The following is a 12,189-nucleotide window of genomic DNA, read 5'->3' on the forward strand; positions in this document are numbered from 1 at the left end:
GTCACACTCCTAGCTGTTCTTGCAGGTTAAGAATATCTTCCTTGAAGTCTAAAATTTGGGAGCCCAGCTCTTCATTTTCCTTTTTCAACTTTTCAAGCTCCATGCCCATATCGAATTTTTCTTTTTTCAGTTCACGGATGATCTCCCGGCATTGGTTATTGTGACCGTTTAGGATTTCGTTTTCTTTTTTTAATCTTGCAACTACGCCTTGCTGCTCAACATTAAACCTGTTTGCCATGGTGCGCTGAGAGGTTACTGTCTCCAAAGCTTTTTTTGTCGTGATCAGGTCGTCCTGATAATCCATTGCTGTATCCGCAACTTTCGACAATAGCTCGTCTTGAGCTGTGCAAAAGTCTTTCAATTTGGCCAAATCTGCTGTCAGTCTTTTGATCAGACAATTTTTGCGAGATGTGAGCACCGTGTCAATTTTAGCTGCGGTAGTTAAATCGTCCACATGTTCTTCTAATAATTGGATGTATAGGTCTTTATTCATTGTGTTCTATCCTTTCATAATGTTCCCCTGAAACCAACGCCACACAGCAGCTTTGGGGATTGCTACGTGCTTACTTCCTTTGAGATCAGACCGATGACCGAAGCCAAAGGGGAGAATACCTTCAAAGGCTGCATTCCTGATTGCCTGTTCGGATAGTCCTGGACCCAAAGCCTCAACCAATTTACTGGGACTGATAACTGATCTGTCATCTTCAGAGAGGGCGTCATATAATCGCTGTTCCTGTTGGATAACGATATCTGGTGCTTTCATGATTTACACCTCCTATTCTTCTACTAATTCGAGTCGTTCCATTGCAAAATCGACCATTTGTTTCAAGATCGGCCCCATGGCCACACCGGTTTCATTTTTGAGATTGTTTAGAACTTCCCACGTCGCCAGGTCGATAGTTACCGACTTACCAATATTTTGACGACGTGGGCACTTGAGAATAAATTTATCTGTCATATATTTTCCTCCTATTCTTTTTTCTGATATAATCAAATCCAAAAGGAAGTGATTACATGGCTTACGATCCAATGGAAAAATTACAGAGACAATTTTACGCTGAGCAAGATCGCATCAGTGAGATAGCAGCAGCTTCAGCCGATGTAAAAAATCTTGAAAAGCAAGTTGCAGTCGATCACTTAAAAGTGACTACGGAAATTAATAAATCATTGAAAGAACAGATCGCTGTTGCTGTCAGTGATTCTGAATCTGCTAAAAAAGACGCCATGTTTTCAAAAATTGCTGCTATTGTTTCTATCTTGATCTCCATAATTGCGTTGCTGCAAAATCACTGATCATTTAATCAGCAATACTGCTAATGCGATAATCAATGCAACATTTGAAATCAACAACCATCTGATTGACTCACCATGTTTAGAAATTGTCTCCTGGTTTATTTTGTTAAGAAGCTCTTGATTCTTGAATGCTTCGTTGATCATATTGATGTTTTCATTAGTTAAATTGTTAATATGATCTTGGTTTTCAATATTTTCAACGACCAACTTGTTTAATTTAAATTGATCATCAATCTCAACTTGTAAAGTGTTCTCTTTTTCGTTCAAATATTTGCTCCTTTCTATGACGCTCTGGGTTTGACGTCGAAATCAGCTAGCTCGCGGCTTTTGTTGCGTATTTGGGACGACTCCGGCAAAAAAAATATCTCTTGGGTCTTCGATGTTAAGAATCTTAGAAATCTTAACAACTTCGTCTAATGTAAATTGATTACGTCCATTAAGCTTTGCATTCAAAGATTGAACACTCAAACCAAGCTCTCTGGACAATTTTAATTGCGTATATTTTTTCTCAACCATCAACCCCTTCAATTTATTTACATCCATACTCATCACCTCCGTTGCGTATTTGGGATATCTAAATATTATCACGCACCATTTTTACTGTCAAGTCAAATATGCAACAAAATTTCAAATTTATTAAAATTTTTGTTGCACTTATGAAAAAATAGTATATAATAAAAATCAACGGGGGTGCTGTATAATGAATGAAAACAACACAGGGTTAATGAAAGAGATAATGGAACGGTTGAAAAATAGACGAGTTGAGCTTGATATTTCTTATCAAGAGCTCGCAGATAAAACGGGTTTAAGTAAATCAACACTTCAAAGATACGAAACAGGTTCAATCAAAAATATGCCTCTTGATAAACTGGAAATTGTTGCTAACGCATTAAAAGTAGATCCAGCGTTCTTAATGGGGTGGGAAGAAATCAAATCTCAAAAATCAAAAGGCGTAAAAATCCCTGTGCTGGGGAAAGTTGCAGCTGGTGTTCCAATTGAAGCTGTTGAAGACATCATTGATTATGAAGAAATAACAGAAGAGCTAGCAAAAACAGGAGACTTCTTTTGTTTGGAAATATCTGGTGACAGTATGTCGCCTAGAATGGTTGAAAAAGATGTTGTTGTCGTAAAGAAGCAAGAGACGATCGAAAGTGGTGAAATTGCGGTTGTAATGGTAAATGGTAGTGATGCAACAGTAAAGAAAGTAGCAATCCACGAGAACGGTCTATCTTTGATTTCAATTAACCCGGCTTACCCCCCAAAATTTTTCACCAGCGATGAAGTCAAAACACTTCCTGTTGGAATCATCGGAAAAGTCGTTGAGCTTAGGGGCAAGTTCTAATAATTACTGTTTGAAAACAATGCAACCTGACGTATAATAAACTTATCTTATTTAGGAGGTAAGTTTATATGAAAAGAAAATTACTGGTTGTATTGTTGGCGGTCACGATAGTTTTGATGAGTAGTGGATGCATGAGAAAATTGAATTCAACCGTGACAGGAACAGATGTGAAAACTCAATCTAAAGGACAAGTTGAAGTTACGCAACGTTATTTCGAAACATATTTAAATTACAGCGATAAACCCGATATTGACATGTCTTTTCAATTCAAAAACACAGGTAGTGTACCTGTTAGGGTTTATTCAGTTGATATGATCGCCTACGATGCAAATAAAACATCATTGGGGGAAAAGAGTGGATACACTTTCGCCCCTGAAATCTTGCAACCGGGTGAGATAGGATATGCTGGTTCTTCAGGATTCGGTTCATATGAAATTAAACTTTCCAGTTTAGATCAAGTCGCGAGTGTGGATGCAAATATTAAATTCGATGTAGTTAACAAAGACGTTCCAAGCACTAATTTAGATATATCCGGATTGCAGATCGTACCTGAACCAAGTACTTACGGACCGGGGAAAGCGAGAGTTGATGTAACAGCCACAAATCCATCATCAAAAGATGCTGAATATTTCCACGTGATTGTTGGTTTATTTAATGCACAAGACCAGTTGATTGGAACCGCGTATTGTCAAGACAATCCTTTGATCGCCGCAAATGGGGAAAAACAATTCTGCAATGCGTGAGTGGTTGGAAAGGAATGGATAAATGGGATACTGTTACGAAACTTGACGGTCGAGGATATGTTGAAAGATATGTAGACTAAAATTGAAATAAAAAACCGCCCTGGTGCTACCAACACCAGAACGGCTTTTAATATACCGGGCGCATGGCCACAATACATTAATCCAAAAACATTGTATCATGCTTCCCGGAGTTTTACAACTACCGGGCATTTTTATGCCCAAAATACAGGAGGTATAACGATGGGATACAAGGTGAAAAAATCAATCACTCTCGGGCATGATTTTGAAGGGAAACCTATCAGGAAGTATTTTTACGGTAAGACAAAAAAAGAAGTCGCTGAAAAGATTGATAAATTCAAGCTGGAGCAAGCAACAGGCCACAAAGAAGATTATAATGATATATTGTTTGAAGCTTGGGCGGATCAGTGGCTTAACATTTACAAAGAAGATACGGTCAGTGAATCCACCTATTATTCTTATAAGCTTTGCATTGATCACCTGAATGATTATTTCGGTGATTATCTGATCCGGGTGATCCGGGCCGCGGATGTTCAGAAGTTTTTTAAAAACAAGGCTCATCTATCACAATCAATGGTTAATAAGCTTCGAATCACGATGAACGCCATATTTGAAACTGCTATTGAAAATGACTATATCGTTAAAAATCCGATGGCAAATATTAAACCGCCAAAGGGGAAGAAAGCACCCGCGAAAAGATCGTATACTGAAAAAGAATATGAAACAGTTTTAGAATTTGCTAAAAACCATCCGGAAGGTTTGGGACCGTATATAATTTTAAAAACAGGGCTGAGAAAAGGCGAGCTTGTCGGTCTTAATCCCGTTTTGGATTTTGATTTCGAAAAAAGACGATTGACTGTGAATAGGGTCATCGTTGATAATACAGGTAGGCTCACTGTTAAAGAAGAAGGAAAAAGCAAAAATGCAAACAGGATTATTCCTTTTGATCAGGATTTTTTTGATCTCTTAATTGATAATCCAAGGTTAGCAAAAGATGACTTTCTTTTTAAAACCAAACATGACCGCGTAATGGGGCCGCGCATCTGGACAGCTTACCACTTCAACTACTTCATGGATGATCTGGAAAAAGAATATCCGGAGATTCCGAGACTTACGCCCCATGAACTCCGGCATACATACGGAACGATTTTATTTAAATCTGGGACTGATGTTTTTACCTTGCAGAAACTTCTCGGCCATGCTAGTATAGAGACAACGACAAAGATTTATGTTCATGACGATATTGATGATTTAGAGAAAAACATCTGCTGGAAACGTGAAAATATAAAGGATTCCGAACAGTAAAAGAGGTATGAAAGGGGTACTTGAAAAAAGCTTCTTATTATAAAGCCGTTTTCTGGTGACTCTTAATCAGGGTGTCCAGAGTTCGAGTCTCTGAGGGAGCACCAATAATAGCGCATAACAGAGCCGTTTGAGGGCTCTGTTTTTTTTACGTCTAATTTGTAATACTTGTAATTTACGGTGCGTTATGGCTATTAAGTGGCGGTTGGAATGGCGACCCAAATATGGGGATTGAAAAAAAGCGGAGTTGTTTTAATTGATGGTTTAAGTACATATCGGCAATAATTAAAGCGTAACGGGCGCTTGAGTATTACTCAGCAAACTGTTATAATTACACGCAATTAAGATTTATGAGGAGAGTCAAATGGAATCAACAGAAAAAAATGCGTGTTCTTATTTAAACTGCGGTTTTAATGTCAATGGACGTTGTCCGGACATGGATGTCTTAAAGAATCCATATAAAGAGACCGGCTGCATTTTCTATAAAAATAAGAATATCCAGACAGATGATAAAAAAAGCGAATAAAAACACCGAAAGGTGTTTTTTTATATTTTTTGAAAAACATTCGCAGCCGTTGCAAATGCAACGGCATAATCACGTACCCCCGGATATAATAGCAACATACCAATGAGGTAGCGACATCAAAATTGTTAAAACTAAATATTATGATGAAATAGAATTTTCAGGAGGATAATCGTATGAGTATGTTTTGTTATCAGTGTCAGGAAGCGGCCAAAGGAAAAGGCTGTAGCGTTAAAGGGGTTTGTGGTAAAAGTGAAGAAGTTGCTAAACTCCAGGATCTATTGATTTATACAGTTAAGGGGATTTCCGAAATTGTCGTAAAAGGCGAATTGGAAGCCAAAGAGTTGGGCGAAGTCAATCATGAGGTATTAAGAAGTCTCTTTATGACCATCACCAATGCGAATTTTGATGGAGATGCCTTTGTTAAAGAAATAAAGAAAATGACCGTGCTGAGAAATCAGCTGCGGGATATGGTGGATGCCGCCAATAAAAAGAATAACCCCGGTTTCTTCCAGAAATTGCTGGGCTTAAAGAAAGAACAAACGGGCAAAAAAATAAATGTATCAGCACTTCATGACGCCGCCCGTTTTGAAACCGCCACAAAAGCGGAGATGCTTAAAAAAGCTGCAAATGTCGGAATCCTGGCTACCAAAAATGAAGATGTCCGTTCGCTGCGGGAACTGATTACCTACGGCGTCAAAGGGCTGGCCGCCTATGCCGAGCATGCCCTTAACCTTGGCAAAGAGGACTTAAGTCTATATGGTTTTATCTACGAGGCCATGGCGGCAACCCTGGATGATGCGCTGTCTGCTGATGATCTGGTAGCGTTGACTTTAAAAACCGGTCAGTTTGGCGTCACTGCCATGGCGCTGTTGGATGGTGCCAACACCGGGAAATACGGCAATCCGGAAATCACGGAAGTCAATATTGGGGTTAAAAAGAATCCCGCCATCTTAATTTCCGGCCATGACCTGACCGATCTGGAACAGCTTCTAGAGCAAACCAAAGGCACTGGTGTGGATGTATATACCCATAGTGAAATGTTGCCCGCCCATTATTACCCGGCCTTTAAAAAATATGATAACTTTGTCGGTAACTATGGCAATGCCTGGTGGAAACAGCTGGAAGAATTTGAATCGTTCAACGGCCCGATTCTGTTTACCACCAATTGTATTGTGCCCCCCAAAAGTGACGAAGTCCGGGGTCGGATTTTCACCACTGGGGCTTCGGGACATCCCGGCTGTACCCATATTGAAGCGGATGGAAGTGGTAAAAAAGACTTTTCAAAAGTCATCGAAATGGCTAAACGCTTAAAAGCTCCCACCGAAATTGAAACCGGAAAAATTGTTGGCGGCTTTGCCCACGAGCAGGTTTTTGCCCTGGCGGATAAGGTTGTCGATGCGGTAAAATCCGGTGCGATTAAAAAGTTCTTTGTTATGGCAGGTTGTGATGGTCGTATGAAATCCCGGGACTACTATACCGAATTTGCCCAAAAACTGCCACAGGATACAGTCATCCTAACAGCCGGTTGCGCAAAATACCGTTACAATAAGCTGGATCTCGGTGATATCGGTGGGATTCCCCGACTGTTGGATGCGGGACAGTGTAACGATTCGTATTCCCTGGCACTCATTGCCTTAAAGTTAAAAGAAGTGTTTGAACTTAATGACATCAACGAACTGCCGATTGCCTATAATATTGCCTGGTATGAACAAAAGGCGGTCATTGTTTTACTGGCCCTGCTCCACCTGGGTGTCAAAAACATCCATCTGGGACCAACCTTGCCAGCCTTCTTATCGGCAAATGTGGCAAATGTCCTGATCGATACCTTTGGGATCGGCGGAATTGACTCAGTTGATGCTGACATGGCGATGTTCTTAGGCGCATAAACCAACAAATAATTATGAGTCGATACAGTGGCTTATCAACAACCTTGCCGGAGTTATCCAGATGGATAGCTCCGGTATTTTTTTGGCAAAAAAGTCAAAGCCCCTGTAATTTTAAGCAAAACCATGATAGGATAGAGCAACAAAGAAAAAACATGAGGTAAAAAATGATGCAGTTAATAACAGCTCTTGAAGCTGGTTTTAATCCCCAGATATATAAAATCATCCTGAGTAAACCACGAATAAAAAGCAATGACTATCAGAAAATCGTCATCAGTCAAATCGGAGAATCCTATCATCTGGAAAAATTCACGGCCACCCAGGTCTTTAATGAAAATCTGGCGGCAGATCAACTGATTGAATTTCTTGGCCAGGCACTGCACACAGACTATCAGCAGTATAACGCCTGGGATGATCAATTTGAGTATATCATCCAGGTCAGCAAAAAAGGCAAGCCATCAATAACCCGTAAAGCAGTTACGAAAGCGCCAGCCAAAGTTATCAGCCACAACCGCAAAAAAAACTACATTCTGCAGGAAGGTACCCTTATTCAGCCGCTGGTGGATATGGGGGTCTTTACGAAAGAGGGCAAGGTCGTCAAGACAATGACTGATAAATTCCGCCAGATCAACCGCTTTGTGGAGATTGTCGATGATGAAGTAAAAAAACTGCCCCCTGGCACCGAGCTCAATGTGATTGACTTTGGTTGCGGTAAATCCTATCTGACCTTTATTCTCTATTATTACCTGACGGAGATAAAGAACATCAAGGTGCAAATGATTGGTCTGGATTTAAAAAGCGATGTGATTGACCACTGCAATGCCAGTGCCCGGAAATATGGCTACAACCAGCTATCATTTGAACGGGGGGATATCCATGACTATCAGGCAAGCTTCCCTGTGGATATGATCATTACCCTGCATGCCTGCGATACCGCCACCGATTTTGCCCTCTACAATGCCATCAAATGGGAGGCCCGGCTGATTTTTTCAGTGCCCTGCTGTCAGCACGAACTCAATGGTCAAATGGAAACCGGGGAACTGAGTCTGTTGACAAAATATGGCATCATAAAAGAACGAACCGCCGCACTGTTAACCGATGCCATTCGGGGGAACCTGCTTGAAGCCTGCGGCTACAAAGTTCAACTGATGGAATTCGTCGATCTGGCTCACACCCCCAAAAACATCCTGATCCGGGCTCAAAAAGCCAAAGTCAGTGAAAAAAGAAAAGCGCAGGCGCTAAGGGAGGTGGAAAACGCCATGCAGGCATTTTCCTTAACCCCTACCCTGTTTAAACTCCTTGAAACAGAGAAACGCATTAATTTTAATAAAATTTAAATGTAAGATCGGTCAAAAGATGATATAATAAAAAATCAGTTAGAAAATAATAACAAAACTCTCTTTGGTCATTGCGAAATTAATGTACAACATTTTCGCAAACACCTGGAAATTTGATAGATGAGGAGGCAAAGCGGATGCTGACAACCTTTGTTCATACCGGTGATTTTCATTTAGGTCGCCCCTTTACCTTTTTACAACAGGGAAATTATTACGGAAAAAACAAAAGAAAAGAACTCTGGAAAGCTTTTGACGAGATGATTGCATACGTTAAAGAAGAAGCAGTGCCCCTTTTGCTGATTGCCGGAGATTTATTTGATAGTGTCAATGTTCTGACCATGGATATAAAAAGAGCAGCCGAAGGATTGGCCAGTCTTGAGAAAACCTGGGTGGTGATTATCACCGGTAACCACGATTACCACGGTGACAGCTCACCCTACAAAAAAGTCGAGTGGCCCAGAAATGTCTACATTTTTAAAGAAGATGTTTTCCGTTCGGTTTATATCAAAGAATTAAATACCGAAATTTATGGGATGTCTTGGGTGAAAAACGAGTACCGGGCCTTTCCTGAACGCTCCTTTAACAGCATTAAACTCAACGATACCCACTATAACATCCTGATGGCTCATGGCGAAGTGACCAATCAAAGCCTTTATCTACCCATTGATTTAAGAATGATCGAGAAAAAAGGTTTTGATTATATTGCCCTGGGACATATTCACAAACCCGGCTTGACCCCTGGTGGCGTCGCTTATTGCGGGTCACCGGTACCCCTGAATTTTGGGGAAACCGGGGAACGGGGCTTTATTATTTCGCAGGTAAAAACGGATTATGAAAACCAGAGTTTTATTACCAGTAGCGGCTTTAATCCCATTGAATCGCGAAAATACGAAACCATTGACATTCAGATTGTTCCGGAAGATTCCTATCAGGATATTATCAACAAAGCAGTCAGTTGTGACAGTGAGAGTAACCGCCAGCAAAACTATTATCGGATTCGATTTACCGGTTACATCAATCCCGAAATTCAAATGGATTGGATCAACGATGATCTGGAAGACGCTTTTTATTACGTCGAAACAGACATGGTTAAACTGGAACCGGATATTGATCTGGAACTGCTGATCAAAGAAAATCTGAACAACCCGATCGGACAGCTTCTTACTGAATTGGGTAAAATAGCCGAACCGGAAGTCCGTAAAAAAGCGATTATTTATAGCATCGAAGCGATGATTAGCGAGGGGGTTTTGAAATGAGAATAAAAACCCTGACCATCAAAGCTTTTGGAAAATTCAAAGATCAGACCATTGACTTCAAACCGGGACTGAATCTGGTTTACGGTCGCAATGAGGCTGGCAAAACAACGGTTCAAACCTTTATCCAGGGGATGTTTTTCGGGTTTTATAAACCCTACCGAAAAAAGAAAACCTATAGCGAAGAATATGAAAAGTATATGCCCTGGAATCAATTCGATTACAGTGGTTCCCTGGTTTATGAGGTGGATGGCCGGGAAATTCGGCTGGAACGGAATTTTCTGCGATCCAAAGATTCCTTATTCATTTATGATAATACCACCGGGAAAATAATCAACGACCAGTTCAAGTACGATGGGGTAATAAGACAGCACCTGCCGCTGGGAAATCAGGGGATGACTGCCGTTATTTATAATAATACCGTCAATATGCGTCAAACGGCCCACGATAACGAAGCAGGCAGCCAGGATGAAGTCCGGGATTCCTACATCGAGATGCAAAATTCCAGCGGCATTGAGATCAATTTCAAAGGGATTGCCAGACGATTGGAAGAAAAGAAAAACGCAATTGGCCGTTCGGGTCAAAGCAAGTCAAGAATTGGGGCTGCCATTCGGGAGCGGGATGAGCTCCGGGAACTGTTAAAAGAGGCGGAAGCCGCCTACGCCAAGGTTGCCGAGAATCAGGAAAAAATCACCCGGAATCAGATGAAAATGAAGCGGATCGAAGCCGAAAACGACTTTCTCAGTCAGGAATCGGTGGTGAAACGAAAAAAGGAATTGTTGGCCTCCTATGAACGAATTAACAAGCTGGAAAAGGAAAACAACCGTTTATCAAAAATAATCAAAGAAGACCAGATTTATGAAGGCTATAACTATAAGACGCTGGAGGGCTTAAAAGCCATTTCCAACCAGGCTGAGCGCCTCAGCGATCAGATGGATTACATTGAAAAAGAAATGGCGGATGCCTCGGAACATCTAAAAACGATCCGGCAAAAAGAAGCGGCAAAACGCAGCTCGCTGGCCGGGCATACCTTAGAAGGCATCGCCGAAGACTATGAACTGTTTAAAAAAGAAGAAACAGAAGTAGCCGAGGTGGATAAAAAAACCAATGTGATCATCAACATCATTGCCACCCTGGTGACGCTTTTAGGAATGGGACTGGTGGGATTGGCCAATATGGGGATGATGGGAACCAGTCAGGGAATCGAAAATCTGTCCTTAACCGTTGGGGTAACCATGGCAATAGTCGGTGTTGTCGGCCTAAGCTACGGCATTTCGGCAACCCTTAAAAAGCGACGGATTTTAAAAGAAAAACAAATAATCCCCATTCAGGAAGAAATACTGGCCAAATACCAGTTAAAAGATGGACCCAGTTTTGACAGTTACTATAAAAAGGTAATTAGAAATCAGAAAGAACTGGAGCAGCTGCAAAATGAAGGCGAATTGATTATTATTCAGCACTCCCGTCATCAGGCCGGTTATGAAGTGCTCTTTGAACAGCGACGGGGAATCATTCGGGATCTGGATCGGAAGCTGGCTGAATATCAGGTTAAAAACATTGCTGAATATGCTGAGCGCTGTGAAAAAGCGCAGCAATTGGAAGAACTCAAAATCCGTTTTAACGGGAACCTGGAACTACTGGAGAATCTGCTGGAAACCGTCAATGGCGGAAAAACAGAGGACGGACAGGCGGTTTGGCATAAAGCCTCCCCAAAATCGGAAGAACTCTTAAGTCTGGGCAAGGAAATTGCCAGACTGGAAGGTGAAAACAGTGCCCTTACCGATGGGATTGGTCTGCCGGTGGAAATAAAAGAGACCATTAAAACGCTGGATAGCCAGATTCAGGCCTTCGATACGGAAATCAGCGCCTGTAATGCAGCGCTTGAGATTATTTCGACAATCCAGAAAGATTGTCATCAGGACTCGGCTCCGGAGTTGAATAAGAATATTGGCGATATTCTCGATACCCTCACCCAGCATTATAAAGGGGTGAAAATTGATGATGCCATGAAGCTCAAAGTGATTGATCCCAAAGGTGGTGACTTCAGGGATGTTGACCAATTAAGTGCCGGAACCATGGATCAGGTTCATTTTGCCTTTCGCTATGGAATTAGCGAGCTGATCAGTCATGAAATGCCTTTTATTCTGGATGAACCGTTTGTGCGGTATGATAAACAGCGAAAAACCGAGGCGCTCAAGCTACTTGCAGAACTCAGCAGTAGCCGTCAGGTGATCCTCTTTACCTGTGACGACGTCGAAGAAAACCTGCTCCGATCCTTAGGCGCAAGCTACCATAAAATTGTGTTATAAGTGCGGGATGACCGCTACACTTTTGGGAAGATCGTCTCTTGAAACAGGGGCGATCAGCGGTTCTTCCTGTTTTACGAAGTCGCACGGGTGATAAATAAGTAGAAGTTGCCGAGCAAGCATCATTTCCCGATAAATATTTAAAAAAACAGGAAAGACCTTGCTAAATGAATAAGAAATCCTTTA

14 protein-coding genes are annotated in these 12,189 nt (G+C 41.4%); 9 read left to right on the top strand and 5 right to left on the bottom strand.

Annotated elements, in window-relative coordinates:
• Position 1 precedes the first annotated feature (1 nt).
• Genes CHL1_RS04065 through CHL1_RS04075 form a run of 3 tightly spaced genes read right to left on the bottom strand, consistent with a single transcriptional unit; the run spans position 2 to position 958 of the window.
• Positions 2 to 493, bottom strand: coding sequence for a hypothetical protein (locus CHL1_RS04065; protein WP_250934784.1), 492 nt, complete (start codon positions 491 to 493; stop codon positions 2 to 4).
• Positions 494 to 499: 6 nt separating this feature from the next.
• Positions 500 to 763: a hypothetical protein gene (locus tag CHL1_RS04070; protein WP_250934786.1), complete on the bottom strand. Its 264-nt coding sequence runs from the start codon at positions 761 to 763 to the stop codon at positions 500 to 502.
• A 12-nt stretch (positions 764 to 775) separates the two neighbouring features.
• Positions 776 to 958: a hypothetical protein gene (locus tag CHL1_RS04075; protein WP_250934788.1), complete on the bottom strand. Its 183-nt coding sequence runs from the start codon at positions 956 to 958 to the stop codon at positions 776 to 778.
• A 56-nt stretch (positions 959 to 1,014) separates the two neighbouring features.
• Here CHL1_RS04075 and CHL1_RS04080 point away from each other — a divergent pair, with 56 nt between their 5' ends.
• Entirely contained in the window at positions 1,015 to 1,293 is a 279-nt protein-coding gene (locus CHL1_RS04080; RefSeq protein ID WP_250934790.1) for a hypothetical protein, read from the top strand.
• On the opposite strand, the gene CHL1_RS04085 is transcribed toward CHL1_RS04080, so the two are convergent.
• Both CHL1_RS04085 and CHL1_RS04090 read right to left on the bottom strand, forming a co-directional pair.
• Positions 1,294 to 1,560, bottom strand: coding sequence for a hypothetical protein (locus CHL1_RS04085; RefSeq protein WP_250934792.1), 267 nt, complete (start codon positions 1,558 to 1,560; stop codon positions 1,294 to 1,296).
• 42 nt (positions 1,561 to 1,602) lie between these two features.
• Positions 1,603 to 1,836, bottom strand: coding sequence for a helix-turn-helix transcriptional regulator (locus CHL1_RS04090; protein ID WP_250934794.1), 234 nt, complete (start codon positions 1,834 to 1,836; stop codon positions 1,603 to 1,605).
• A 157-nt stretch (positions 1,837 to 1,993) separates the two neighbouring features.
• Here CHL1_RS04090 and CHL1_RS04095 point away from each other — a divergent pair, with 157 nt between their 5' ends.
• The 8 genes from CHL1_RS04095 to CHL1_RS04130 all read left to right on the top strand — a co-directional run bounded on the left by CHL1_RS04095 (position 1,994) and on the right by CHL1_RS04130 (position 12,006).
• Entirely contained in the window at positions 1,994 to 2,635 is a 642-nt protein-coding gene (locus tag CHL1_RS04095) for a LexA family protein (RefSeq protein ID WP_250934796.1), read from the top strand.
• A 68-nt stretch (positions 2,636 to 2,703) separates the two neighbouring features.
• Positions 2,704 to 3,378 carry a hypothetical protein gene (locus tag CHL1_RS04100; protein WP_250934798.1) on the top strand — a complete coding sequence of 225 codons (675 nt, stop codon included), beginning with the start codon at positions 2,704 to 2,706 and terminating at the stop codon, positions 3,376 to 3,378.
• A 240-nt stretch (positions 3,379 to 3,618) separates the two neighbouring features.
• Positions 3,619 to 4,701: a tyrosine-type recombinase/integrase gene (locus tag CHL1_RS04105; RefSeq protein ID WP_250934800.1), complete on the top strand. Its 1,083-nt coding sequence runs from the start codon at positions 3,619 to 3,621 to the stop codon at positions 4,699 to 4,701.
• A gap of 361 nt (positions 4,702 to 5,062) precedes the next feature.
• Positions 5,063 to 5,224: a hypothetical protein gene (locus CHL1_RS04110; protein WP_175440888.1), complete on the top strand. Its 162-nt coding sequence runs from the start codon at positions 5,063 to 5,065 to the stop codon at positions 5,222 to 5,224.
• Between the two features lie 173 nt (positions 5,225 to 5,397).
• Positions 5,398 to 7,110, top strand: a complete 1,713-nt coding sequence (hcp, locus tag CHL1_RS04115) for a hydroxylamine reductase (protein ID WP_070370030.1) — start codon at positions 5,398 to 5,400, stop codon at positions 7,108 to 7,110.
• Positions 7,111 to 7,274: 164 nt separating this feature from the next.
• Entirely contained in the window at positions 7,275 to 8,444 is a 1,170-nt protein-coding gene (locus CHL1_RS04120) for a class I SAM-dependent methyltransferase (RefSeq protein ID WP_070370031.1), read from the top strand.
• Positions 8,445 to 8,581: 137 nt separating this feature from the next.
• Complete coding sequence (locus CHL1_RS04125) at positions 8,582 to 9,700, top strand: metallophosphoesterase family protein (RefSeq protein WP_070370032.1); 1,119 nt, start codon at positions 8,582 to 8,584, stop codon at positions 9,698 to 9,700.
• Positions 9,697 to 12,006, top strand: coding sequence for an ATP-binding protein (locus CHL1_RS04130; RefSeq protein ID WP_070370033.1), 2,310 nt, complete (start codon positions 9,697 to 9,699; stop codon positions 12,004 to 12,006). The genes CHL1_RS04125 and CHL1_RS04130 overlap by 4 nt, the downstream gene beginning before the upstream one ends.
• Positions 12,007 to 12,189 lie beyond the last annotated feature (183 nt).

It is taken from the genome of Acetobacterium wieringae (assembly GCF_023700225.1).
Classification (GTDB): domain Bacteria; phylum Bacillota; class Clostridia; order Eubacteriales; family Eubacteriaceae; genus Acetobacterium; species Acetobacterium wieringae.

Excerpts from the sequence above, each read along its gene's own strand:
- CHL1_RS04090 (WP_250934794.1), bottom strand. The coding sequence starts at position 1,836 with ATGGATGTAAATAAATTGAAGGGGTTGATGGTTGAGAAAAAATATACG.
- CHL1_RS04105 (WP_250934800.1), top strand. The coding sequence starts at position 3,619 with ATGGGATACAAGGTGAAAAAATCAATCACTCTCGGGCATGATTTTGAA.
- CHL1_RS04075 (WP_250934788.1), bottom strand. The coding sequence starts at position 958 with ATGACAGATAAATTTATTCTCAAGTGCCCACGTCGTCAAAATATTGGT.
- CHL1_RS04070 (WP_250934786.1), bottom strand. The coding sequence starts at position 763 with ATGAAAGCACCAGATATCGTTATCCAACAGGAACAGCGATTATATGAC.
- CHL1_RS04130 (WP_070370033.1), top strand. The coding sequence starts at position 9,697 with ATGAGAATAAAAACCCTGACCATCAAAGCTTTTGGAAAATTCAAAGAT.
- CHL1_RS04120 (WP_070370031.1), top strand. The coding sequence starts at position 7,275 with ATGATGCAGTTAATAACAGCTCTTGAAGCTGGTTTTAATCCCCAGATA.
- CHL1_RS04080 (WP_250934790.1), top strand. The coding sequence starts at position 1,015 with ATGGCTTACGATCCAATGGAAAAATTACAGAGACAATTTTACGCTGAG.
- CHL1_RS04100 (WP_250934798.1), top strand. The coding sequence starts at position 2,704 with ATGAAAAGAAAATTACTGGTTGTATTGTTGGCGGTCACGATAGTTTTG.
- CHL1_RS04110 (WP_175440888.1), top strand. The coding sequence starts at position 5,063 with ATGGAATCAACAGAAAAAAATGCGTGTTCTTATTTAAACTGCGGTTTT.
- CHL1_RS04095 (WP_250934796.1), top strand. The coding sequence starts at position 1,994 with ATGAATGAAAACAACACAGGGTTAATGAAAGAGATAATGGAACGGTTG.
- CHL1_RS04125 (WP_070370032.1), top strand. The coding sequence starts at position 8,582 with ATGCTGACAACCTTTGTTCATACCGGTGATTTTCATTTAGGTCGCCCC.
- hcp (WP_070370030.1), top strand. The coding sequence starts at position 5,398 with ATGAGTATGTTTTGTTATCAGTGTCAGGAAGCGGCCAAAGGAAAAGGC.
- CHL1_RS04065 (WP_250934784.1), bottom strand. The coding sequence starts at position 493 with ATGAATAAAGACCTATACATCCAATTATTAGAAGAACATGTGGACGAT.